Origin of the sequence: Richelia sinica FACHB-800 (assembly GCF_014698825.1) — a bacterium.
Taxonomy (GTDB): domain Bacteria; phylum Cyanobacteriota; class Cyanobacteriia; order Cyanobacteriales; family Nostocaceae; genus FACHB-800.
The window spans coordinates 1-24,972 of the sequence record NZ_JACJTT010000047.1 but is presented as its reverse complement, the minus strand read 5'-3'; the positions used below and the strand labels follow the sequence as shown (position 1 = coordinate 24,972).

Sequence of the window (24,972 nt, the reverse complement as noted above, 5' to 3'; positions counted from 1 at the left end):
GCTTGAGCAAATTCTTGCCTTGACAGTTTTTACTCAAAAATATTCAACAATGCACTTTGCACTGTTTGCCCTAAAGACTCTGTAGCTTGCCAATATGTTTCCACTTGTCCTAAAGGTTCCATAGGTATCAAAATGGTGACTGCGGCCCAAGCAACTCGCTGTCTGTGCCATTGTGCCAATTGATCAGCGAAAAACCAGTTTACAGGAGAAGGATTTCCACGATCAGGCATAGCGTACCATTGTAAAACAGCAAAAGTTTGTTGAGATGTTACCACACGAAAGAATCTAGCTTTGATGGGAGTAGTTAAAATTTTTCCTGATTGAGAAGTTGTTTTGACATTAAATTCTGCGTCCCGTTCTTGAGATATATCCCACTTACCCCAAGATAATTTTCCCCAACTATTGATATCAGTCCACTCAATTTGTGGTTTATCGTTAGGCCCATTTTGAGGTAACACTAGTAACGTTACTGGTGTTGTTTCTTGGCCTTTCTTCATCATCTGCAACAGCCATTTATGCTCACCAATCCTTGGTTCTAACTTATCGGTGATTTTCCAACCTGGGATATCTAAACCGTTTTGACGAATTTTTTTTAATTCCTGAAGTTTAGCAATTGCTGGTGGTTGTTTCCATTGCCAACGGCCTGTGATGTATCCAGGGAATGCACCCAGACCCAGTAGGACTATCAGAAATATCAAAACCAAAACTTGACTTAGTTGCCGTTCTTTGAGCAGCTTGGATAAATATATCATGAGTGAAATTACCCATACTTAGAAAAGATTATATGGTATTGTCTGCTCAGATTTTTCGGGAAGTGGAAATGTTATCTGTAATAGGGGTAGGGAGACGGAAAGACAAGTTGATACTTCCCGTCTCTCCTATATTCTGCGGTTAAGTGCTATTAACTTTGTTCTTGTTCATCAACGGACAGTTCTAAACTTGGTTCTGGTGCTGTAGCAAAATAACTGTTCATCCAGTTGAGTAATGGTACTAGCAAAAACAACATAGCAGCTGAATACAGGTCTCCCCCCCAACTGTCATGTAGCCAAACAAAAGCTGCTTCCTGTCCAGTACCATGGAAGAATGTTAGTAAGGTATTGCGAATAATGTTGGCAGTTACACTGATGACTACTGCTATGGATAGGAAGCTAACAGTAATACGTCGTGAAGAGAGGGAATCAGTCCAGTAAAGTAGCATCAAACCAACATAGATGGTAGTAAAGAGCATTTTTAACCCAGCACAATAGGGGGCAACTTCCACGATTCGCCCTTTGACGTAAATATTGATACCGTCTACTACTACCCCCATACCAAACTGATTTAAAATAAATCCCGCTGTACCAGCAATAAAACTCTGGAGAGGAAAGGTGTATGGTGCAATGAGATAAGGTACTGAGGTAGGGGTAGCTAGAAAAACTAACAACAGAGGAAATCCATTAAGTTTCAATCCTGGTATACCTTTCAGCCATAGGCATATTCCAGCGAGGATAGTGGGTAAGGAAAGATTTACCCATTCGGTTACACCACTGAGGTAAAAAATAGCTCCTATGACTAACAAACCTATTCCTAAGGGATGGTTGATGTTAGCTAAACGCTGCCATTTTTTTCTATTTGTCCAAGTTAGATATCCAGCAAATGGCAGGCCAATGATACCGTGACTAAAATATTCATGCTCAGTGCTGATATTTTTATGTAGCCAGCCATCTAACCAGTGCAGTAAGATGGGGGCATATAGGAACAGCAAGACAGTAATAATTGCTAAGTTAATTAATGGTGTTAAATTTCTGGTTTTGATCTGTTGCTGGAATGTCATAAAAAAATTCTCAATTGCCAGTTAAATATTTATTTTTGATACTTATTTACAACCTGGGTTGATTTAGAGGTGGTGGATTGACCAGAATGTATGCAACCTCAGATTTTTTCGGTTTTGACTATGGTGGTAATGGCTTCAATCACGGTCTTTGCTTGAGTTGTAGTCAATCCAGGATACATGGGTAAAGATAGTATTTGTTGTGCTAATTTTTCTGCGTGGGGGAAGTCACCCGCTTTATATCCTAAGTATGTAAATGCTGGTTGGAGATGACAAGGTATGGGGTAATGGATACCAGTTTGAATTTCTAAATTCGCCAGTTTTGTTTGTAATTCTTGCCGTGAAATAGGGCAGGAATCATCAATTTTGATGACATAGAGATGATAAATATGGCCTGTCCCACTGTAGTTATGAATGGGAATGATACCAAATGGTGCTAGGGGTGATAGTTGCTGGTCATATTGCTGGGCAATCATCAAGCGATCGCGATTCCATTGGGGTAAATGTGGTAATTTTTGTTGTAGTATCGCAGCCTGTAAGGTATCTAGGCGGCTATTAGTTCCTGGTTCCAGATGAATATATTTTTGGGATGAACCATAATTCCGCAAACTCCGCATTTTCGCAGCAATTTCTGGATTACTGGTAACAACAATACCACCATCACCAAAGGCCCCCAGGTTTTTACTCGGATAAAAACTAAATGCTGCTGCTAGACCGACTGAACCAGCAATATATCCTTCCCTTTCTGCCAGATGTGCTTGGGCCGCGTCTTCAAAAATAATTAATTGATGGGTATGAGCAAATTCTAATAGTTGACTAGGTGAGACCATTTGTCCGTAAAGATGTACGGGAATAATGGCTTTAGTCCGAGATGTAATTACCTTGGCTGCTGCTTCTAAATCAATTAAGGCTGTTTCTGGGTCACAATCAACGAAGACAGGTTTTGCCCCCACCCGCAAAACACCAATTAAAGTAGCAATAAAGGTATTAACAGGTAAAATCACTTCGTCGCCTTCACCAATATTACATGCTTGTAAACCTAGAGCGATTGCATCTGTTCCTGAAGCTACACCAATACCATATTCTGTACCACAAGCAGATGCAAAGGCCGACTCAAACTCTGCCACTGCTGCCCCTAAAATAAAATCCCCTTGGGTCACAACTTTCTGGATAGCTTGCTGCCACTGAGTTTCAATAGCCTGGTGCTGTAACTGCAAATCTACAAAAGGTATTTTCATAATTCCTGTACTTAATTTCGGTGTAGCTAGCAAAAAGGGCGTGTTTAAGTCCTGTTTTACACAATGTAATGTATTTTTCATGGTCTCGTAAGTATTTAGCGCCCCAAAGATATGAAAGAAAAGTAAATTTTTGATAAAGTTTAGATGTAAATCACATAAAGTAAATAATCAATCACCATCAACACAACAATGTCACCCAATTCACAGCTTCTGAATTGGCATGTTTTTGCATGTTGCTGAAAATTCTCTCCACCAAGGTAATTTTTCCAGCGAAATTAGACTCAATATCCAACTCATATCTAATTACCGCCAGGGTTTTACAGGTTGACATTGGACATTAAATCATGTCTATTTATCTGATTTATCAATAAACTCCAATTTATCTCAGTAAAAATCTTGAATTAACTCATGAATTAGATACTTTAATTACTGTTAGTAGTGAAGAGGAGAAAGAAAAAAATTTGTACGAAAGTTGTTAATCAGATATTAATTTTGGGAATCATGATCAATAGGAAGTATGAATCCCCGAATCAAAGGTTATAGAAATTACAGTAGATAACAACATTTATCAAGGTATTCATGGTGATGATAGAGTCTAACAATAAATTATTTGCCCCGAAAGATGGTTGGATGTCTTTCTCGCACGAAGAACAAAAACGTCTGCAAATCTTGTCAGAATTAGGTTTAAGGCAACCAGAAACTATTCCAGTATTTGAAGAAGCTACACAAAGTGCTGCACATTTTTTAGAAGCACCCATATCCATATTGGGATTTATGGATCAAGATATTCATTGGTTTAAGTCTGCTGTAGGCTTATCAAGATTGGGATTAATGAATAATTTGGCCCAAACTCGTCAAATGTCGAGGCGAGAATCTTTTTGTAGTCAAGTAGTAGAAACTGCTCAAGTGGTCGTCATTAATGACACTAAAGAATTAGCTCGTGATTTATTAATTGATAGTCCATTACTCCAACAGTATGGAATTCGTGCTTACTTAGGTGCACCACTAATAGACGCAACAGGACATTGCTTAGGTGCATTGGCAGTGATGGATTTAGTGCCACGTACCTTTACTAGGCGGGAAATAGAATTTCTACAAATTATTGCTCGTTGGAGTATGAGTGAATTTGAGCGTAATCGACTCCTACAAGCACAACCCGAAAAAACTCCTACCAAAACTACCCCTAGTTTGGCACTCCAGCCAGAACATACAGTTGAGCTAAAAATTACAACTCCAACTACAGAAGAAAGTTCTGATACTATTAAGCCGTTAAAGCTCGAACTCTTAAGTCAGTTAACTCATGAGTTACGTACACCCTTAACTTCTGTTTTGGGTATGGCTAGTGTGCTGGGTCGAGAGATTTATGGACCTTTAACTACTAAACAAAAAGAATATTTGGAAATTATTCAACACAGTGGGCGTTATTTACTGTCTTTAGTGAATGAAATTACTGAATTAGGTGCCACAGATCCCAATTCCCATGTTTTGAATTTATCGCCTGTAGATATTGAAATGATGTGTCAACAGGCTATTAACTCTTTAGATGAAATAGCCAGCCGTCGTGAACAAGAAGTACGCCTCTCCATTGAACCTGGGCGTAGCCGGATTTGGCATTTAGATAAAGACAAAGTGCGGCAAATGTTGTATCACTTGTTATTTAGCGTGATTCAACTTTCTGCTACAGGTAGTGTGGTTAGATTACATGTTTCCTATAAAGAAGATACTTTAAATATGACTGTTTGGGTATCTCATCCTTGGTTAGGAGAGGGTATTACTGATGTTGACCCTTACTTTAAGCTGAATTCCTTCTCGATTTTAGAGATGGTAGGGGAGGTGATCAATTATGAACCCAACTCCAGCCATCAGCTAAATACATCTACCAGTTGGGACAGTTCAGCTTACTACCCTGATAGTGTTTTCCTGGATGATGCTGCTACCCAATTAACTAAGCCATCTAATAATGTTTCCCGTGAAAGATTAGGTTTCTTACTTAGCTGTCAATTGGCGGAATTACACGGAGGACAGATCGCAATTCAAGGTTCATCAGAATCAGGATACCGTTATGTGCTGTCTTTGCCACTACAAGCACCTAATTCTACGGAGATATTGAATGATATAGCAGGTGACAGGTAACAGGTGACAGGTAACAGTGCGAAAAGCCTTTGTGTGTCTTAGTTTTAGTTGTAGTTAATGTCCTAACTGTCTTGTCTACGGCTATATATCTGATGTGAGGTATTGCTAATTCTTCAATGAATTGGGTCAGTAGGGGGAGAAAATAATTTTGATTTTTCCCCACAACTGGGAACAGAAAAATATTCACCAAAGCTCTTTTTTCCTAACTTCCCGCATTATGATCATGGGCAAGTCCTATTTGGGCTGGCTAATTGGTCACAATGTTATTTATGAATGCAGTTTGGCAAAGATTAACTTTATCATCCTTTCCTCTGAGAGAATTTCTGAGTAGCAGTTATTTACATCAGTGGCTGGTGGGTGTATTGGGTGCTTGGCGACAAACCAGTTTGGTGATGCAGTGGGGAGATGCGATCGCTCTTGGGTTGTTGAGTTTAATATATGCTCTAGCCCCCTTTGTCTCCAGCACCTTAATTGGTCTATTACTGGTGGCTTGTGTTGGGTTCTGGCTATTGCTGACTTTATCAGATGAAGTGTCGGCAAAAAATACCTTTCTTTTTACGCCCATTCATTTGTTGGTGCTACTTTACTGGAGTATTGCAGCCATCGCTACAGCTTTATCACCAGTCAAAAAAGCAGCTATCAATGATTTAGCTACTCTTACCCTGTATTTGTTGCTGTTTGCTTTATGCGCTAGGGTACTCAGAGTCAGCCGTTTTCGCTCATGGTTAATTACTCTCTATTTACACATCTCCCTGATAGTTGGTGTATACGGTATCCGACAATGGTTTTTTGGTGCAACAGCACTAGCTACATGGGTAGACCCTGAATCACCTTTATCTAAGACAACAAGGGTCTACAGTTATTTGGGTAACCCTAATTTGCTTGCTGGATACCTTCTACCAGCAGTAGTTTTGAGTTTAGTTGCCATTTTTGCTTGGCATGGTTGGCCCAGAAAGGCTTTAGCTCTGACAATATTTATTGTTAATTCTGCCTGCTTGGTATTGACATTTAGCCGTGGTGGTTGGATTGGTTTAGTAGTAGCATTTTTAACGGCCATGGCCCTACTAATTTATTGGTGGAGTATAGAAATGCCTCCCTTTTGGCGCACTTGGTCTCTGCCAATAGTTTTGGGAGGATTAATAGGACTATTGATACTATCGGTAATTTTTGTTGAGCCTGTACGCCTGAGAGTTTTCAGCATTTTTGCTGACCGTCAAGATAGTAGTAATAATTTCCGGCGTAACGTTTGGGATGCTGTGTTTAGAATGATAGGCGATCGCCCGATTATTGGTATTGGCCCCGGCCACAATTCTTTCAATAAGGTTTACCCCCTCTACCAACACCCTCGTTATAGTGCTTTGAGTGCTTACTCCATTTTCTTGGAAATAGCTGTCGAAACCGGTTTCTTGGGGCTAGGCTGTTTCCTGTGGTTATTGTTCGTTACCTTCAATACAGCATTGACTCAAATCCAGAGATTAAGACAGTCTCGTAACGTTGAGGGTTTTTGGTTAATTGGGGCGATCGCTACTATGCTGGGAATGTTAGCTCACGGTACCGTCGATACTATTTGGTATCGTCCAGAAGTGAATACTCTTTGGTGGTTGATAGTTGCCTTAGTTGCTAGCTACTGGAAACCTATAGGCTTTTCGGAATATCCAATCTCTCATTCACAAGCGACTACATAATCAATACCCAAAAAGGCAGAAGGCAAGTCTTGACGAAATCAGTTTGACTCCCCCAAATAAAGCCGCTTATTTCGTCTTCTTTTTCCTACCTCTCTGCCTCCCTGACAACTTCTACTTCTATCTTCTACTCCTATTCTGATTCAAAACCCTACTCTCTGTAGCTGGTTGCCCCTGGCATATTCGGGTCACGATAGCGGGTTGGCTCATCTTCGCGTTTTTTACCAGCTAACCCAGCCAGACCTAGTAAGCCAATTAATCCCAACCAACCCCAGTTAATGTCATTGCGATCATAATTGGTTGTTCCTGGCGCTACATCCGTTCTGGGTTGAGTATTTACTTGTGCTTGAACTGGTAGGAAAGTCAAAGGTAAAAACCCCATACTCAAACTGAGAACCCCAACGCCAACAGCCTTGCGAAAATAACTTTTCATGGTGTAAGTGCCTCATCCTTTGCAAAGATATTCCCCACTCTATCGAGTCACCCCATGAGCAAAATCAATCTCTAGCTATAAACAAAGGGGTTCAGAAGTCAGAAGTTCAGAAGTTCAGGAGTTCAGAAGTTCAGAAGTTCAGGAGTTCAGGAGTCAGAAGTTCAGAAGTTCAGGAGTTCAGGAGTCAGAAGTTCAGAAGTTCAGAAGTTCAGGAGTTCAGGAGTCAGAAGTTCAGAAGTCAGGAGTTCAGAAGTTCATAAGTCAGAAGTATACCTCCGGCACGCTACGCGAACAGAAGTATGGCTGATGCCTATGCCACACTACATCAACGCGAACAAGAGTTTCAAAACGTAAGAATCCCGCAGCAATCATCTGAATTATTCTGCAACTTCTGCAACTCCTGTAACTTCATTAACGTCCTGACAATCAATAATTTTTCATTGCCCTTTGAATATCACGCTGGTCTTGACGGCGCTTCAGGTCTTCTCGCTTATCATGTAGTTTTTTGCCTTTGCATAAGCCAATACTCACTTTCACCCAACCACGTTTAAAGTACATTTTTAACGGGATTAAGGTTAATCCTTGTTGTTCCACCTTGCCAATTAATTTACGAATTTCTTGGCGGTGAAGCAAAAGCTTGCGTGTGCGTCGTGGTTCATGATTAAAATATTGTCCACTGGCAGTATAAGGGGAAATATGAGCATTAATTAACCAGACTTCGCCATTACGAATTAAAGCATAACCGTCTTGAAGATTAACTCTGCCGGCGCGAATGGACTTCACCTCAGTTCCTGTTAACTGAATTCCTACCTCATAGGTTTCGAGAATTTCATACAAATACCGGGCTTGACGATTATCGGTAATAACTTTGTAACCTTCGTTCTTGTCACTCATTGAAAATCTTGGGTACGTTAAAAATTATCTAGAAATTGGCTCAAACGGATTTGCAAATTAATGATTGCCTATTAAATTAATATAAATGCTGAATTCGGGACTTTCACTACAATCTACACCTTCACCATACACCGAATACATAGTAAGCTGTAAAGCATCCAGTTTACTATTTTAGACACCAGGGAAAATGAGTGTTAAAGTTAGTTTGCTCATTGATTCATAGTGTCAAAATGTATTAATACATTCTAAGTATTTAATATTTTCTTTATAAATCACCCTATAGGCAGTCATTAACAGATAATCCTGTCATAGTATGAAACATAAGGACACCATAATTATCTGTGTTTTATTTAGAGTGGTTGTTATAGCGAATTGCTTAGTCACAAAAATGTTAGGGGTGTACAGTCCATGCCCTTGATGATCCTTGTAGCGGATGACGATTTGGGCACTCGTCTATCAATTAGCGATTATCTTGAATTGTCTGGTTATTCAGTGATGACGGCAGATAATGGTCAAGAGGCGCTAGCGATGGTTGAGGAGTACCAGCCAGATTTAATTGTCACGGATATCGTGATGCCACGGATGAATGGCTATGAGTTGGTGCGTCGAGTTCGTCAAAAACCTGTTTTTCGGTTAATACCAGTCATATTGTTAACAGCAAGAACTAAGACTCAAGAGAGAATTTTGGGTTACCAGTCAGGTTGTGATTTATACTTACCAAAACCTTTTGAGCTAGAAGAATTAGCGGCAGCGATTCGGAATTTATTGGAGCGATCGCAAATTATTCAATCAGAATATCGTTATTATCAAGAAAACCTAGCCACATCAACAGCTATTAAGACTGTAGACGGACATAATTCTCTATCTACTCAAATCCAAGAACCACAAATGCTCTCAGGACTGACAACCAGAGAGCAAGAAGTTTTGGAACTATTGACTCACGGCTTGTCTAACGTGGAAATGGGGCACCAGTTACATCTGAGTCCACGCACAGTAGAAAAATATGTCAGTAGTTTATTAAGAAAAACAGAAACCAACAACCGAGCCGAGTTAGTACGTTTTGCCATTAAACATGGATTAGTGGAATAGCTCCCTAAGTTTAGCCATTCCATCAAACTTGAGTGATTACGTATTCGAGCAAGCCCTCACATGCGTCTACTAGTAAATCAATGACCTGATTAAATCCTTCCGAGCCACCATAATAAGGGTCAGGGACTTCTTTCAGGGTATGACGCGAACAAAAATCGCACATCAAGCGCACTTTCTGCTCATATTGTCTTGAATAGTCCAACAGCAGGATATCGTGATAATTATCCTTATCCATCGCCAAAATCAAATCAAACCCTTGAAAATCAGATTTTTGAAATTGACGAGCTTGTCCACGCAATTTAATTCCCAATTTTGTACTGGCTGCTGAACTCATCCTTCTATCTGGTGGGCTACCAATGTGATAGCTAGAGGTACCCGCCGAATCACAAGTAATCTTCTCACTCAAACCAGCCTGCTCAACCAGATGATTCATGATATTTTCTGCTGAGGGTGAGCGGCAAATATTCCCTAGGCAGACAAATAATAACTTATACGCCATAGATAAACTTTTGTCCTTTGTCATTAGCCATTTGTCTTCAGCCTATAGCCAACGACCTATGACTAATGACTAATGACTAAAATCCAGGTAACTCCAGCCCACTGGTCAATTCTTCCATGCGTTGGCGCATTGTTTCGGTAGACTTTTTGTAAGCGTCTTTCATTGCTGCTGTCACCAGGTCAGAAACAACGTCTGCACCTTCTTGAAAAGCTTCAGGAGAAATTTCTACTCGTTTGGGTTCCTGGTTACCACTGACAATTACCTTCACCAAGCCACCACCAGACTCACCAAGAATCTCCATTTGTTCTAACTCTTCCTGAAGACGCTTGGCACCTTCTTGAACTTGCTGGGCTTTCTTAAAAGCATCCGCTAGTTCTCTCATTTTTCCTAAACCAAAGCCAAATCCCTGTCCCTGTCCTTTGTTCATAATGAATTCTACGTGTGTGCTTTGAATAACAAATCAAATTCAATTATAGAGGTGGTGGGTAATAGGTAATGGGTAATCGTTTTTTCCTATCATCTATCACCTATTACCCATGATCAATTTATGTCAGCTACTCATCAGCAAGCAGCTTGAAACTCACCCAACATTTTTACTTCTGGCTCTAAGCAAATAGACCAACGCTCCTGTACCTCGTGTTGAATATGACGAATGAGGCAGAAGATATCATTGGCCTTAGCTCCACCACGATTGACAATAAAATTAGCATGGAGTTGCGCTACTTGTGCTCCACCAATTTGATAGCCTTTTAAACCACTTTGTTCAATCAACCAACCAGCAGAATAAGGCTTAGGATTGCGGAAGACACTACCACAACTAGGATAGTTATAAGGTTGGGTAGAAAGTCGATGTTGTTTGTGTTGCTTCGTATTGGCTACAACCTGCTCTGGATCTGCTCCTGGTTGGAGTTGGAATGTAGCCTGAGTAACTATGCGTTGAGCTTGGCTTTGTCCAGCAGCATTGAGATTTTGCAGTAATGATGTGCGATAGCTGTAACCCAGTTCTGAGGGAGTTAGAGTTTCTACTTTGCCATCAGGTAAAAGAACTTGAGCGCTCACTAACATATCTGCAATACAACTATTATGTGCCCCCGCATTCATAACTACAGCGCCACCAACAGTACCAGGAATGCCCACAGACCACTCTAATCCTTGCCAACCTAACCCTGCGGCTTCCCAAGCCAAATTGGGAATTGATTCACCCGCAGCAACAGTTAATAAGCCAGTTTCTGGATCAAAATGCTTAAAGCGCAAATGCCGAGTGGCTATGACTAAACCCGGTATGCCATGATCGCTGACTAATAGGTTAGAACCTGCTCCTAGTATGGTAACTGGTAGGTTATTTTCCTTAGCGTAATCAATACTTGCTTGTAATGCAGCTAGGTTACGAGGGGCAACATACCATTCAGCTGCTCCTCCTACTCGATAAGAAGTAAAAGCTGACAAACTAGCTTGAGGTTTCAGGACACAATCAGTTCCTGGCAAATAAATTAGTTTACTATTGCGAGAATTATCTTTTTCTTGCTGTTGAGGAGTCACGTCGGAAGCGTTACAGACTTTTACAGAGCCCTGAGAAGTTATCATTTTGACTTCATTTTGTTTGTGAGTTTTTAATCTTGAGTGATTAACCGTGATCAAATATCGGTTAGGGATTTAGCTCCAGAAATTTGTGCTAGCTCGAATTTTCTGTTTAAGAAAACTCTAGCTATGGGTTATCAGTAGATTTAGGATGTAGCTGTTGCCGGTTCACGTAATGTGGCAATAATTTCCGGAATGGACTGATTCAAATTCCCGGCACCTAAAAACAGTGCTAAATCACCAGGACGCAAGGTTTGTACTAAAAACTCATTCACCAAAGATAAAGTTGGTTGATAAACTACTTGGGGGTGTTGTTGACTAATGGCGTTGGCTAACTGTTCTCCACTTACTTGACCTAAATTAGGTTCTCCAGCACTGTAAATATCTGTTAGCACAACTAAATCCGCATGGGAGAAGGATTGAGCAAATTCTTCTAAAAAGGTCAATGTGCGGCTATAGCGATGGGGCTGGAAAATTGCTACTACTCTTTGTCCTGGTCTAGCTTGAAGACGAGCTGCTGCTAGGGTAGCACGGATTTCACTGGGGTGATGGGCATAATCATCAATGAAGGTAATACCAGATGCTTCTCCGCGGAACTCAAACCGTCTTCTGGCTCCTTCAAAGGTGGAAATACCTTTAGCAATTTCGCCAAATTCTAAGCCTAGAGCACGTCCCACAGCTACTGCTGCTAGGGCATTGCTGAGGTTATGCCGACTTAATAGTTTGACGTTCAACATACCCAATGCTTTACCCCGTTCCCAAACGAGGGCTGTTGTCCCGTCAGCGCGGTAGTCTATATTCGTGACTGTATAATCTGCACCTGTATCTGGCACTAGACTATAGGAAATAGTTGGTTTCAAGCGATCGCGAACTGTATCACAATCAATACTACCCACTAAAATTTGACAACCTTGGGCAAATTTTTGGAAAGTATCAACCACTTCCTCTAGAGTTTCGTAGTGGTCGGGATGATCTAGTTCAATATTAGTGATTACTCCGATCATTGGTGCATGTTTCACCAAAGAACCATCTGATTCATCTGCCTCTGCAACTAAGTAATCGCTTTGACCCAATCTGGCATTACCTTCCCAAGCATTAACCTCTCCACCCACCAAAATAGTTGGATCTAGTCCTGCTTGCAGTAACATATAACCAATCATGCTACTGGTGGTGGTTTTACCGTGTGTACCTGCAATAGCAATGCTACGGTAATCAGCAATTAAGGCTGCCAATACATCAGAACGATGTAAAATTGGGCAGCCTAGTTCTAATGCGGCTTTGTATTCTAAATTATTTGTGTTAATCGCTGTTGAACAAATTACTTGGGGTAAAGTAGCTTTATCAGTAGATAATTTTTCTTGTGAATTTAATAATACTCCTGGCTTGGATGCTTGAGACAAAAATATTTCCAGATTACTTGCTTCTTGTTTACTAAAGATATGAGCACCAAGGGATTCCAGCTTGCGGGTAATATGGTTGGGACGGAGATCAGAACCAGATACAGGTAATTGCCTCTGGGCTAAAACGTAGGCTAAAGCCGACATCCCAATTCCACCAATCCCAATAAAATGAAATGGTCTACCACTAAAATCTATAGAATTAATCATTGCTGACTCCTCTTAAACCACACCACACCATAATCACAAATGACACGCGTATCATAACAGGATTTTGATTTTTACTGATACTGTTAACCTACTGTCTTAAGCTACTGATGAATCATTAATGTTTGGCTTTAGTTTTGCTAGTTGAGCAAAATTTTACCCTAATGAATATTTTTTCTACTTCTGAATTATTCTGAAAATTGTTGCTACATCGGGAAAGAAAATCCTGTAATTTAAAGTACATATTTACTGTTCTGTGACCAGCTAGCAATAACAGTTATGCCATTAGAAAAATAATTGTCAATGGCATAGTGCCCTGCTTGAGAGTCTTACAATAGTCCATAAAGAGTAAATACTTTTATTTAAACCGCAAAAACCTGGTTGAACTAGAAATGCAGAGACTAGCAATTTTTGGCGGCACTTTTGATCCAATTCATTGGGGACACTTACTCCTAGCTGAAACTGCTTTAAATCAAGTTCCCCTAGAACAGGTAATTTGGGTGCCTTCACGAAATCCTCCTCATAAACAAGCTGCTCTTTTTCAACAGCGTGTAGAAATGCTGCAATTAGCAATACAAGACAATCCAGGGTTTACTCTCTCACTAATTGAGGGAAGCCGCCCCGGAACTTCTTATGCCATCAACACCTTAAATGATTTATCTACTTGTTACCCAAATACTTATTGGTATTGGATTATTGGATTGGATGCCTTCCAAACTTTGCCGCGCTGGTATCGTGGACTGGAAGTAGCACAAATGTGTAATTGGTTAATCGCTCCTCGACTAATAGGTGGTGAGACTATAGCTCAAAGTCAGCTAATCTGCAAGCAAGTAGAGAAAGAACTTAAAAACCAGTCCTGTGTCATCCACTGGCAATGTTTGAACACACCTTTAGTCGAAGTTTCGTCAAGTATAATCCGTCAACTTTGTCGTGAACACCATTCTATTCGTTATTTAGTAACCGAATCGGTCAGATTGTACATCGTTCAGCACAACCTCTACGCACATAATTTCTGAATAAATTATGTGATTTTTTTCAGATATAACACTTTATGGTTATTAATGCTCCCCCCCTTTGCGATATGATTGGGGTCAACGATATCAACTTATAGGCATAAATACAGAGGGCAAGACACTGTGATTAGAGTTGCAATCAACGGTTTCGGGCGCATTGGACGTAACTTTGCACGCTGCTGGGTAGGAAGAGAAAACAGCAACATTGACTTAGTTGCTATTAATGACACATCTGACCCTAGAACTAACGCTCACCTACTCAAATATGACTCCATGCTAGGTAAGTTGAAGGGTGTAGATATTACCGCCGATGATAACTCCATTATCATCAACGGTAAGACAATTAAATGCGTATCCGATCGCAATCCAGAAAACTTGCCCTGGAAAGAGTGGGGAATTGACCTAATTATTGAGGCTACCGGGGTCTTTACTAGCAAAGAAGGTGCATTAAAGCACGTCAATGCTGGAGCTAAAAAAGTTCTCATTACTGCTCCTGGTAAAAATGAAGATGGTACTTTCGTAGTTGGTGTGAACCACCATGACTACGACCATCACAAACATCACATTATCAGTAACGCCAGCTGTACCACCAACTGCTTGGCTCCCATTGCCAAAGTATTACATGAAAAATTTGGCATTATCAAAGGCACAATGACTACTACCCACAGTTACACAGGTGACCAGCGTCTATTAGATGCTTCTCACCGCGATGTGCGTCGGGCTAGAGCGGCAGCTATTAACATTGTTCCCACCTCTACCGGTGCGGCAAAAGCTGTAGCACTAGTATTACCAGAACTCAAGGGTAAACTGAATGGTGTAGCTTTGCGCGTACCAACTCCTAATGTTTCAATGGTGGATTTTGTAGTGCAAGTTGAAAAACCCACCATTACTGAAGAAGTTAACCAAGCTCTGAAAGATGCTGCTGAAGGTTCCCTCAAAGGCATTTTAGACTACAGTGAATTGCAACTAGTTTCTTCCGATTATCAAGGAACAGATGCTTCTTCCATTGTTGATGCCAGCTTAACCTTGGTTATGGGCAATGACATGGTAAAAGTTATGGCTTGGTATGACAACGAGTGGGGTTACAGCCAACGAGTTCTTGATTTAGCAGAATTGGTTGCTACCAAGTGGGTATAGGTATTTAGTTGTAGATAACTACTAACTAAAGTGTTGAAATCCCTGACTAAGAGTAAGAACTTGGTCAGGGAATTTTTTGTGTTTGTCTTGGAGAACCACTTGAGAGCCTGGTGTGACTGTGCCAATAATGGCGGCATCTGTTCCTAATGCTTGAACTAGAGCTAATGCCCAAGGATGTGGTAGGCACAGAACTAATTCAAAGTCTTCACCACCATAAAGAATATATTTCCATGCTTGGTCGGTGGTGAGCCAGTGATTAAAGGCTGAGGGGTAGGGAATTTGACTGTATTCGATGACGGCTCCTACACCACTGGCACGGCAAATTTGAATCAGGGCATCTGCTAAACCGTCGCTGCTGTCCATACCGGCAATGAGGATAGGGGATGGAGAATTGGGATTTGGGGCGTTAACTATTTTCTGTAATAGAGATATGGCATCTAAACGGGGCTGGGGACGCTGGTGGGCTGTGATTAAAGCTGCCTTTTCTGCTGCGTTGAGGGTTTTGCCTATTTGGGGATTGAGGAGCAGTTCTAAGCCAGCGCAGGCAGCACCATGAATTCCTGTCACCACGATCGCTTGTCCGACCTGTGCTGAACAACGACGGATCACCAAATGGGGATGGACTTGACCAAAGGCGGTGATTGCTACAGTGGTGACGGGCGATCGCACTATATCTCCACCAACTATCGGCACATGATACTTTTCCAAGCACTCAGTCATACCTTGATAAAGTTGCTCCACCCAACTCACCTGGACGTGGCCAGGAAGTCCCAAACCAACGGTAATTCCTAAGGGAGAAGCCCCCATAGCTGCGATATCTGACAAATTGGCTGCTGCTGCTCTCCAACCCGCATCGGCTGAGGATGTGGTGATATGACTAAAATGCACACCTTCTACCAGCATATCGGTGGTGACAACTAAAGATTGTTCTGGTTGAGTGGTAATTACAGCGGCATCATCTCCAACCACATCTGAAGGACAAAACTTGTGCAATCTTTCTAACAGACCTTGTTCGCCAATATCCTGTATTTTTAGGTCAGATAATTCGTGATTTACCATAATTTTTCTCTTGCCATCCCCGGTTAGTTTCACCTCAATTAACCTTAAATAATCACCACAATTTTTACAAATTATTAAGATGAAATTCTTCAGTTACGATGACGGACTGAGAATGCCAACCTAAAATAAAGATGAGATAAAGTCACTAATGGTGCAAGGTGTAACTAAACTGTAGTGATTGGTATAGCTGGTAAAAGACAGGTGACAGGGAACAGGCAAGGAGGAGTTTATTTCATTATTAACAAGGTAATTTAGATACTTTTAACTGTCGATTTACCCTGTGTCGCTTAATTTTTAAGAAATTGCTTATTCAACTGTATCATCGCTTACTCTGTTCCTATTTATAGGAAAGAATATTTTAGCCTTTAGTCAAGTAGGTTTTAGATATGAACAACCAACAACGAACTAACCGTATTACTCCAGGTGTAGTGGCTGCCGTTTCAGCAGCAGTTGTGGCGGTCAGTGGTAGTGTAGCTTGGTTTACTTCACAATCTAGTAATTCTCCCACACCTGCCAATCCATCTCAAACATCTGATCAACGTGTCCAACCATCCAATACACAGACAGGTAATGAACAAACTGCTAATGTCTATTGGCTGAAATCTAATAACCAAGGGGTTGAGTTAGTTCCTCACAGTATAAAAGTAGCTGCGGCACAACCTAAACAAGCTTTAGAGGCAGCTGTTCAAACTTTATTGGCAGGGCCAACTGAAGGCACAGAGTCAACTACCATTCCCAAAGGAACCAAGTTACTGGGATTAAAAGCGGAAAATAATGAGATTCACGTTAATTTGTCCGAGGAGTTTACTCAAGGTGGTGGTAGTACATCGATGATGGGAAGGGTAGGACAAATTGTCTACACAGCAACCACTCTCAATCCCAACGCCAAGGTCTATATAGATATCAATGGTAAACAGTTGGATGTGTTGGGTGGGGAAGGTGTGGAAATTGACCAACCGTTGACTCGTCAGAGCTTCCAGCAGAATTATCCCCTTTAGTCAGTGGTTTTCTAGTCAGTTGCGCCAGGAACAACCACTGACAACTGACTAAGATTTGTTTAGCACCCTAAAGTTACGGGCTTGCTGTTCTAACCTTGTGGCGAGGCGATCGCAAACCCGATTACACAATTCAAAAATCATTTCGTCTTCCACCCGGTAATAGGCACATGTTCCTTCACTGCGGCGGCTCAGGATACCTGCTTGCCACATTACCTTTAAGTGCTTAGACACATTTGCCTGAGACGTTTGTGTTGCCTCTACCAGTTCTTGCACACATTTTTCTTCATCCCGTAGTAAGTGCAGCAGCCGCAGACGCATCGGCTCGCTTAACAAACTGAAGTATTCAGCTACTTGTTGCACTACTTCTGGTGGTACAGGCAACGTTTGTTTCATCAGGTTTGACCCACAAGGACGGACAAAGTTAACAGTGACTCATTCCATATATAGATTAATACTTAATCGGGGTTAATTCTCATCAAAGGTTGACCATATTCTACAGGTTCGCCATTTTGCACCAAAATTTCCATCACTTGCCCAGAAACTTCGGCTTCAATTTCGTTCATCAGCTTCATCGCTTCAATAATACAGACCGTTTGACCTGCCTTGACGCGATCGCCTACTTCCACAAATGGTGCTTCTCCTGGTGCTGGTGCGCGATAAAAAGTACCCACCATGGGTGACTGTACTTGTACCCAACGCTGTTCTATGGGAGAAGGAGCATTGACTGGTGCTGATGCTCCTGCATTTTCGGCAACACGATTGGCATCTGGTAATTGGTTTCCTGGTGGTGACACCGATGTCAATCCCGAACTAACCACACCACTTACCGTTGCTTGGCCTAAAGGCGCTTGATTGCTAAAACTTACAGCTTTACGAACCGTTAGCTCAAAATCATCACTTTTGAGCGTGACTTCGGCAATATCTGTTTGTGCAATAGTTGCCAGTAGTTGGCGGATTTCATTAAAGTCCAATGGCACAGTTTTTTCTACCTCGACCTAACCGTAAACGAAAATTTTATGTGTGGCAGGGATATAATCCCTCATGAAAAGGGATTGAAATCGGAGTACCAATTGGAGATTTGTGGTTTTGGATTGTGGTTTCAAGGGTTTGACTTACGCCTTTATCCTCAATCACAAACAATCCTCGCCATTCCAGGTTGGTAGCCGCGATGAAAATTATTCCCTGCCTAAATATTTATCTTCTCTGGTATCGATTTTGATCCGCTCACCTTGAGAAATAAACAAGGGAACCATCACAATTGCACCAGTTTCCACAGTTGCGGGTTTAGTACCACCAGTAGCGGTATCACCTTTGACACCTGGATCGGTTTGCACAACTTCGAGCACTACAGAATTAGGCAATTCCACTTCTAGAACTTGATCACCCCAACGAATAACGTTGACTTCCATACCTTCCTTGAGGTATTTGACGCGATCGCCTATTTGTGCAGCACTTAATCTACCTTCTTCATAGGTTTCCATATCCATAAAGACGAACTCTTCGCCCTCTTTATAGGTATGTTGCATCGTGCTTTTTTCTAAGTTGGCTTGTGGTACAGTTTCCCCTGCACGGAACGTTCTTTCTACCACGTTCCCATTCTGGACATTTTTCAGTTTAGTTCTCACAAAGGCAGAACCTTTACCTGGCTTCACGTGGAGAAATTCCACTACGCGCCACACAGAACCATCTAAAACAATAGAGACACCGGGTCGAAAGTCGTTACTAGAGATCATGAAGATAACAAATTTGGCAAGACAATCGGCATTTATTGTACCCTTCAAAGGTCGTAATTAGTCATTAGTCATCAGTCATTAGTTCTGAGACATGAAGGGCTATACTCATAACTCAGCACTCAGCACTGTTACTGTGGGAATATTATTGATGGGTTACTTCCAGTCAACTCTTTGATGCTGAATTTGAGAAATTCCATGTTTAACTTATTAAAGTCCTGGCTGAACCACAGTCTTAAAGTAATACTGCTGGTAACAATATTCTTAGGCATCAGTACAGCTGGGTGGACACCCTCCAGCCATGCTGCCTTACCATCTGGAAATGCAATTACCGATGGCAACGCTTTGTTAAGGTATGCACTCCCTATCGATAATCAACCTGTCAGAAAACTGCAAGCTAGTCTAGAAGACATTTCTAATCAACTGCGAGCTAATAAGCGTTGGGGTGCAGTTTCTAAAGACCTGAGCCAAGCTGCAAGGATTCTTGAACAACCCTCCAAAATCTTAGCAAGCGTTCCTGAAGAACGCCAACCCCAAGCCGAAGCTTGGATAACGGAATTAAAATCTGGTGTAACTGCATTGCAGGAGGTAGCTAACACTAAAGATAAAACTCAAGTGCTGCAAGGCAGAAGCAAGTTGCTCAGTCTTGTGAGTTTACTAGAAGAATCAATGGTGAAGGAATTTCCTTTTACCGTGCCAGTTGAGTACAACAACTTACCACAACTCAAAGGCCGTGCCACCATAGGTATCAAAACCAATAAAGGTAATCTGACCGTAGTTGTGGATGGTTATAGCGCCCCTGTCACCGCTGGTAACTTTGTGGATTTAGTGAACCGTGGTTTTTACAATGGTCTAGAATTTACCCGTTCTGAAGAATCCTACGTACTGCAAACTGGAGACCCTGTTGGTAAAGAAGTTGGGTTTATTGATCCAAAAACCAATAAATACCGCGCTATTCCCTTAGAAATTTTGGTAGAAGGAGATAAGGAACCAACCTACGGTATTACCTTAGAAGAAGCAGGCCGTTATTTAGATATGCCTGTTCTACCTTTTTCTTCCTTTGGTGCATTAGCTTTAGCCCGTCCTGAAAGCGATGTGAACGGTGGTTCTTCTCAAGTGTTCTTCTTCCTATTTGAACCAGAACTCACCCCCGCAGGACGCAATCTTTTAGATGGTCGTTATGCTGTGTTTGGCTATTTAACAGAAGGCAAAGAGATTTTGGATACACTCAAAGCAGGTGACAAAATTGAATCTGCTACCGTTGTTCAAGGTATTGAAAATTTGGTCAAACCAAAAGCAGCATAAGTAATTGTAGGTAGAACAAGGGGGACTTGAGAGCGATCGCTACCTCATTAAGACCAAAGGGTTTAGCAATGCTAAACCCTAAGTCTATCAATTAAATTTCATAACTTTGACACATATTTGTCACGAACATAGAAATTATCCATGTAAAAATTAATATGGCTACAGACCTACTATATGTGGTTAATTGAAAGGCGGGGACTCCCGCCTTTTATTTATAGCATGTTTACTGAGTATTTTGTTCTATATTATACTCAATAAACAAATAACTAGGAGTAGCCCTTTCAAGGTGTCTATTTTTGAGCCTTGGGAGATTCGACCTCTACTCAGGTTGGAGAAATCCTGCTTGAGCAAGTTGGGTCTGTGAACAAAGAATCTCCTTGCTTCTAGCACGGTGAGTGTCAATTGATTGTATCTTATGGGTGGCAAATAAGATTGAGTTATTAATCCTAGAAAAACGAAGATTGATTTTCGGTGGACTGCATAAAAGTTTCAAAATTTCCCTCTGGTGTCCATTGTATTGCTCCGTCTCTACCAGTCAAAAAAATCTGTGTTTGCACTTTATCTAATGCAAACAGAGTTTTAGCATCTAAATCACCAGATGGTGCGATCGCTACTTGTGGTTTTAGGGCTACAACTAAATCAAGCAATGATTCTGGTGGACACCACAAAACCTGAGGTGGAGATAAATCACCTGTTTTTAATAACTCTGCAATTTCTTGCCCTTGAATTCTGCCCACAAATAACCAAGTTTGATCAAAAATTTGCAATTTTAAAATTGGTAATTGGTCATTAATCACTTCCACCATCGTAGAACCAACCTCTACAGCCTGTTTGATCGTTAATGGTTGATAACTTCCTTGACGATTTTGCAACTCTTTTTGAATAATCTGCGTTTCTAGTTCATTATCTAATGAATTAACAGCGTGATAAAAGTTTTTAATATTGATATTTTGCAGTATATTTAACCAACCATCACTTTCATTACCCGGAAATTTACTAGCTATTGCCCAATCAATTTTATTAATACCCTGTTGTTGTAAAAATGGTACAACTGTAAATCTGCCTGTTCCTTCATCTCCACTATTAATTAGAGTATTATTTCCTCTGATTTGCACTACTACTACAGGTTCTGTTCTGGTTGCTAATAATGTAATTCTCAATAAGTTGGTAGCAGAATGCCAAAACGGTATTAATACTACAACAATAGAAATAAAGCCTGCTAAAAACCAACGTTTTTGCCACCACTTAATGAGCCAAGATAAAATAATCAAGCTATAAATAGTTAACATCTGCCAAGTGGCAATACTACCAACAACAACTGCATTACCTGGCAGACCACCAAAAAAATCTACCAACTGAATTAACCAATGTGTTGGATAATATAAAAAACTAGCAAGTGTACTACCTGCACTCGGCAAAATTAAGCTAGCCAAAGCACTAACCATCCCACCCAAACTAATTAGAGAAATTAGTGGTGTAGAAATAATATTGAGTGGCAAACTATAAGTTGGCACAACTCCAAAAGTGAAAAGTTGTAAAGGTAGAGTCCAAATAGTTGCTGCCAAAGGAACAGCGATCGCGCCAGCTAATAAAGGTGGTATCCAATCTAACCGCTTTGTAATTGGTGAGACAGTGGTAATTAACCCCAAAGTTGCCAAAAAACTCAATTGAAAGCCTAAATCCCAAATCCACAAAGGATTAACCACTAACAATATAGTTGCCGCTAACAGCAAAGACCCTAATTGCTGTATCCTTCTCTCCAAAGCCAACCCTACTAAAGCTGCAAAACCCATAATCACAGCCCTAAGAACCGCAGGCTGGAACCCAGTTAAACATAAAAAAGTAATTAAACCTAAACTACCTAAACTAATTTGCGTAACCTTTTTTGCTCGCTTTGTCAGTTGTAATATCACTCCCAAAATTAGAGAAGTTTGAAACCCAGAAGCTGCCAAAGCATGAGCTAATCCAGCCTTCACAAATAAATCACGGACATCATAGGGTAAATCAACAGCCTTACTACCCAAAACCATCGCACTGACGAGAGGCCCTTCTGGTACACCCAAAAATCTCACTTGCGATCGCACAATTATCTCTCTAACCTGCCACCATCCCCAAGGCCTTTCTTCATCTACAACACTCACTTGCTGTCCAGCCAACCCCGCAAATGTCCCTTCCTGTTGCAGATATTTCTGAAAATCAAAACCACCAGGATTAGAAGCTGCCTTAGGTTTATACAACACTCCAGTCACTTGAATCTGTTGACCAGAATATAAACCAGTCGCTTGGAGAATCGGTACAGTTACATATAACTTGCCTGAAACCCCTTTTTTGGGTACTTGACCTTGCTCATTTTTGACCTCATCTAGCTGCGTTACCTTTAACCAAAACTGTCCCTTCTGACTACGAGTCATCCTTGGATGGCTAGCTACTTCACCACGTACAATCACCAATTGCTCTTGACGACTTTTATTGCCATCTACAACAAACTTACTAATGTCCTTAACTTCTGGTTGAGGTAATCGCCATTGAAAATAAAAAGTTGCCAATAAACCTACTAAACCAGCTACTATCCACACTCTGGGATCGGGAGTATTTTGCCAGCTATTTGCCAATGTCTTCGTAGCACCTGTAGCTTTCTGCCTCTGAGAACTCAACCACCAATTTCTATACACTCGACGAAAAAAAACAGCCCCTACTATTCCCAAACCGAAAATCCCAGCACCACCACCAGGAACTGCCGTCAACAATAAACCTAGAATATAGCTAAGACAAACAATTACCCCACTCACCTGCATCATAAAACCCTATTGCCAAAGCACCCAGTGCAGAAATTACAAGATAAAGCCTATGGGCATTTTAAGCATATTTAACCTACTCAACCAGTTTGGCTCACAATATCTTGTCCACTTTGGCTTTGGCAATAGCAGCATTATAGAGATAAGCCCAAATTAAAACCTAATAAAGCATGAACAAACAACAATCCCAAGGCTGCTGTCCCTAAGTAAGCATGAACAGCCCGTAACGGCTTTTTATCTCCAAAAAATCCACTCAGAGAAATCACACCATTGACTAATAGCAAAATCAACACAATCGAACCAGTCCAAAAATGAGGACTTTCAAACAATGGTTGATGCTGCATCACCAGCGATAAAACCCCACCAGTGTAACCACCCGCCAAGAAAATAAACATCCAAGGAGCAAGTATTCTGTGGGCACCTCGGCTTTGAATTGCTGCGTCCTTATCTGTACCCTCCAACAACTTGCCACGCCAACCAGCAATACCTACAAAAGTCCCCATGACAAAAATGACAATACCCATCATCATTGGGTGTCCCCAATGCACAATTGGTTCTGGAATCCCCAATGCACGAAACCAAGCAGCTAGAGGTTCTAAAAACTCTTTAATGTTGTTCACCATATTTTATCCAACTCTTCCAACAAGCAAAATCGTTACCAGGCTCAACCTGATAACGAATACATTTTAGATACCTTGCATCCTCAATAGTTTTCAATTTTTGAGCAAAGGAAATCCTAACTTTTCCCTTTGTTCCACATATAACTGTGCTACCCGTCTTGCCAAATGCCGAATTCTACCAATGTAACGAGTTCTTTCCGTCACAGAAATTACTCCTCTAGCATCCAGCAAATTGAACATATGTGAACACTTCAAAACATAGTCCAAACTAGGTAAAACTAGTCCCCGTTCCGATAACTGGTTAGCTTCCTGCTCGTATAAATTGAACAGCGTCAACAACAACTCTGGATTTGACGCTTCAAAATTATAGGTACTCTGCTCAATCTCATTTTGCAGAAAAATCTCACCATAGGTAATATTGTCTGTCCATTGAATCTTGGTAATTGCCTCTACCTCTTGCAGATACATGGCTAGACGCTCTAATCCATAAGTAATCTCAATTGACACCGGACGGCAATCAATACCCCCACACTGCTGGAAGTAGGTAAATTGAGTAATTTCCATCCCATCTAACCAAACTTCCCAACCAGTACCCCAAGCACCCACCGTCGCATCTTCCCAGTTATCCTCCACAAACCGGATATCGTGGTCTTCAGGACGAATACCCAACGCTCTTAAAGAATCAAGATAAATTTCTTGGATATTATCTGGTGAAGGCTTAATCAAAACTTGGTACTGATAATAATGCTGGAAACGATTTGGGTTTTCACCATAGCGTCCATCCGTTGGACGACGACAAGGCTCCACATAAGCCACAGCCCAAGGTTCCGGCCCCAATGCCCTTAAAAAAGTGTGGGGATTCTTAGTTCCTGCCCCCTTCTCCATATCGTAAGGTTGGGCAATCAAGCAGCCTTGGTTACTCCAAAACTGATGCAATACAGCTATTACAGATTGAAAATTCACGCTTCATCCATCCTTAGACCGCACAATGCTTCAACCATTTTTGCTTAAACCCAGCATTGTGAGCAGCTTTCAGCCACGAAAAAATTTTTTCCAAAAAAACCAGAAAAAAGAGTTGACATAGGAAAGGAGGTTCGCTATATTAATTAAGTGCCTGAGAGCGAAGCGAAAAGAAGCGACGCTGGAAGCGCACCGAACCTTGAAAATATTATAGTTTGAAAGCCAGTATACAACAAGACCCTGCGTCAAGTAAAGAAAATAACCTTGACTGAGGTTGAAAAGCAGTCGAAGAGCTAAAAGCAAACTTAACAAAACGGAGAGTTTGATCCTGGCTCAGGATGAACGCTGGCGGTATGCTTAACACATGCAAGTCGAACGGGAATCTTAGGATTCTA

The 24,972-nt window shown here is 41.2% G+C and carries 23 protein-coding genes and 1 rRNA gene; 8 read left to right on the top strand and 16 right to left on the bottom strand.

What is annotated here, in order from left to right; all coding sequences use genetic code 11:
• Positions 1-29: 29 nt before the first annotated feature.
• From H6G73_RS21775 to H6G73_RS21765, 3 genes are all read right to left on the bottom strand, one after another.
• Positions 30-752: a cyanoexosortase B system-associated protein gene (locus H6G73_RS21775; RefSeq protein ID WP_190608263.1), complete on the bottom strand. Its 723-nt coding sequence runs from the start codon at positions 750-752 to the stop codon at positions 30-32.
• A 149-nt stretch (positions 753-901) separates the two neighbouring features.
• Positions 902-1,813, bottom strand: a complete 912-nt coding sequence (gene crtB, locus H6G73_RS21770; RefSeq protein ID WP_190608261.1) for a cyanoexosortase B — start codon at positions 1,811-1,813, stop codon at positions 902-904.
• 98 nt (positions 1,814-1,911) lie between these two features.
• Positions 1,912-3,048, bottom strand: coding sequence for a DegT/DnrJ/EryC1/StrS family aminotransferase (locus H6G73_RS21765; protein ID WP_242034275.1), 1,137 nt, complete (start codon positions 3,046-3,048; stop codon positions 1,912-1,914).
• Between the two features lie 585 nt (positions 3,049-3,633).
• On the opposite strand from H6G73_RS21765, the gene H6G73_RS21760 reads away from it, so the two are divergent.
• Positions 3,634-5,181, top strand: a complete 1,548-nt coding sequence (locus tag H6G73_RS21760; RefSeq protein WP_190608258.1) for a GAF domain-containing sensor histidine kinase — start codon at positions 3,634-3,636, stop codon at positions 5,179-5,181.
• Between the two features lie 269 nt (positions 5,182-5,450).
• Entirely contained in the window at positions 5,451-6,866 is a 1,416-nt protein-coding gene (locus H6G73_RS21755) for an IctB family putative bicarbonate transporter (protein ID WP_190608256.1), read from the top strand.
• 148 nt (positions 6,867-7,014) lie between these two features.
• On the opposite strand, the gene H6G73_RS21750 is transcribed toward H6G73_RS21755, so the two are convergent.
• Both H6G73_RS21750 and smpB read right to left on the bottom strand, forming a co-directional pair.
• Positions 7,015-7,296, bottom strand: a complete 282-nt coding sequence (locus tag H6G73_RS21750) for a WGxxGxxG family protein (protein ID WP_190608254.1) — start codon at positions 7,294-7,296, stop codon at positions 7,015-7,017.
• Between the two features lie 426 nt (positions 7,297-7,722).
• On the bottom strand, positions 7,723-8,190 hold the full coding sequence (smpB, locus tag H6G73_RS21745) for an SsrA-binding protein SmpB (protein ID WP_190608252.1): 468 nt from the start codon (positions 8,188-8,190) through the stop codon (positions 7,723-7,725).
• Between the two features lie 408 nt (positions 8,191-8,598).
• On the opposite strand from smpB, the gene H6G73_RS21740 reads away from it, so the two are divergent.
• A complete protein-coding gene (locus H6G73_RS21740) occupies positions 8,599-9,279 on the top strand; it encodes a response regulator transcription factor (RefSeq protein ID WP_190608250.1) in 681 nt (226 codons plus the stop codon).
• A gap of 22 nt (positions 9,280-9,301) precedes the next feature.
• Here the strand turns inward: H6G73_RS21740 and H6G73_RS21735 are convergent, their stop codons facing one another.
• From H6G73_RS21735 to murC, 4 genes are all read right to left on the bottom strand, one after another.
• Positions 9,302-9,778 carry a low molecular weight protein-tyrosine-phosphatase gene (locus tag H6G73_RS21735; protein WP_190608247.1) on the bottom strand — a complete coding sequence of 159 codons (477 nt, stop codon included), beginning with the start codon at positions 9,776-9,778 and terminating at the stop codon, positions 9,302-9,304.
• A 76-nt stretch (positions 9,779-9,854) separates the two neighbouring features.
• Positions 9,855-10,205 (bottom strand): YbaB/EbfC family nucleoid-associated protein, encoded by a 351-nt coding sequence (locus H6G73_RS21730; RefSeq protein WP_190608246.1) that lies wholly within the window; start codon positions 10,203-10,205, stop codon positions 9,855-9,857.
• Between the two features lie 134 nt (positions 10,206-10,339).
• A complete protein-coding gene (gene murB, locus H6G73_RS21725) occupies positions 10,340-11,362 on the bottom strand; it encodes a UDP-N-acetylmuramate dehydrogenase (protein ID WP_190608244.1) in 1,023 nt (340 codons plus the stop codon).
• A 140-nt stretch (positions 11,363-11,502) separates the two neighbouring features.
• Positions 11,503-12,963, bottom strand: coding sequence for a UDP-N-acetylmuramate--L-alanine ligase (gene murC / locus H6G73_RS21720; RefSeq protein ID WP_190608242.1), 1,461 nt, complete (start codon positions 12,961-12,963; stop codon positions 11,503-11,505).
• A 389-nt stretch (positions 12,964-13,352) separates the two neighbouring features.
• Here murC and nadD point away from each other — a divergent pair, with 389 nt between their 5' ends.
• Positions 13,353-13,976: a nicotinate (nicotinamide) nucleotide adenylyltransferase gene (gene nadD / locus H6G73_RS21715; RefSeq protein ID WP_190608240.1), complete on the top strand. Its 624-nt coding sequence runs from the start codon at positions 13,353-13,355 to the stop codon at positions 13,974-13,976.
• 120 nt (positions 13,977-14,096) lie between these two features.
• The gene (locus tag H6G73_RS21710; RefSeq protein ID WP_190608238.1) at positions 14,097-15,110 is read left to right on the top strand and encodes a type I glyceraldehyde-3-phosphate dehydrogenase; all 1,014 of its coding nucleotides are present in this window, start codon (positions 14,097-14,099) and stop codon (positions 15,108-15,110) included.
• A 21-nt stretch (positions 15,111-15,131) separates the two neighbouring features.
• Here the strand turns inward: H6G73_RS21710 and thiL are convergent, their stop codons facing one another.
• Positions 15,132-16,169, bottom strand: coding sequence for a thiamine-phosphate kinase (gene thiL, locus H6G73_RS21705; protein WP_190608289.1), 1,038 nt, complete (start codon positions 16,167-16,169; stop codon positions 15,132-15,134).
• Between the two features lie 386 nt (positions 16,170-16,555).
• On the opposite strand from thiL, the gene H6G73_RS21700 reads away from it, so the two are divergent.
• A complete protein-coding gene (locus tag H6G73_RS21700; protein ID WP_190608236.1) occupies positions 16,556-17,167 on the top strand; it encodes a GerMN domain-containing protein in 612 nt (203 codons plus the stop codon).
• Between the two features lie 48 nt (positions 17,168-17,215).
• On the opposite strand, the gene H6G73_RS21695 is transcribed toward H6G73_RS21700, so the two are convergent.
• The 3 genes from H6G73_RS21695 to efp form a co-directional block, all read right to left on the bottom strand.
• Positions 17,216-17,560 carry an ArsR/SmtB family transcription factor gene (locus tag H6G73_RS21695; protein WP_190608234.1) on the bottom strand — a complete coding sequence of 115 codons (345 nt, stop codon included), beginning with the start codon at positions 17,558-17,560 and terminating at the stop codon, positions 17,216-17,218.
• Between the two features lie 62 nt (positions 17,561-17,622).
• Positions 17,623-18,144 (bottom strand): acetyl-CoA carboxylase biotin carboxyl carrier protein, encoded by a 522-nt coding sequence (gene accB / locus H6G73_RS21690; RefSeq protein WP_190608232.1) that lies wholly within the window; start codon positions 18,142-18,144, stop codon positions 17,623-17,625.
• A 198-nt stretch (positions 18,145-18,342) separates the two neighbouring features.
• Positions 18,343-18,900, bottom strand: a complete 558-nt coding sequence (efp, locus tag H6G73_RS21685; RefSeq protein ID WP_190608230.1) for an elongation factor P — start codon at positions 18,898-18,900, stop codon at positions 18,343-18,345.
• Positions 18,901-19,095: 195 nt separating this feature from the next.
• Here efp and H6G73_RS21680 point away from each other — a divergent pair, with 195 nt between their 5' ends.
• Positions 19,096-20,202 (top strand): peptidylprolyl isomerase, encoded by a 1,107-nt coding sequence (locus tag H6G73_RS21680; RefSeq protein ID WP_190608228.1) that lies wholly within the window; start codon positions 19,096-19,098, stop codon positions 20,200-20,202.
• 446 nt (positions 20,203-20,648) lie between these two features.
• On the opposite strand, the gene H6G73_RS21675 is transcribed toward H6G73_RS21680, so the two are convergent.
• The 3 genes from H6G73_RS21675 to glyQ all read right to left on the bottom strand — a co-directional run bounded on the left by H6G73_RS21675 (position 20,649) and on the right by glyQ (position 24,580).
• The gene (locus H6G73_RS21675; RefSeq protein ID WP_190608226.1) at positions 20,649-23,000 is read right to left on the bottom strand and encodes a ComEC/Rec2 family competence protein; all 2,352 of its coding nucleotides are present in this window, start codon (positions 22,998-23,000) and stop codon (positions 20,649-20,651) included.
• 131 nt (positions 23,001-23,131) lie between these two features.
• Positions 23,132-23,620, bottom strand: coding sequence for a DUF4079 domain-containing protein (locus H6G73_RS21670; protein ID WP_199317816.1), 489 nt, complete (start codon positions 23,618-23,620; stop codon positions 23,132-23,134).
• Between the two features lie 90 nt (positions 23,621-23,710).
• Positions 23,711-24,580, bottom strand: a complete 870-nt coding sequence (gene glyQ / locus H6G73_RS21665; RefSeq protein ID WP_190608224.1) for a glycine--tRNA ligase subunit alpha — start codon at positions 24,578-24,580, stop codon at positions 23,711-23,713.
• 307 nt (positions 24,581-24,887) lie between these two features.
• On the opposite strand from glyQ, the gene H6G73_RS21660 reads away from it, so the two are divergent.
• A 16S ribosomal RNA gene (locus H6G73_RS21660) occupies positions 24,888-24,972 on the top strand; the annotation flags it as partial.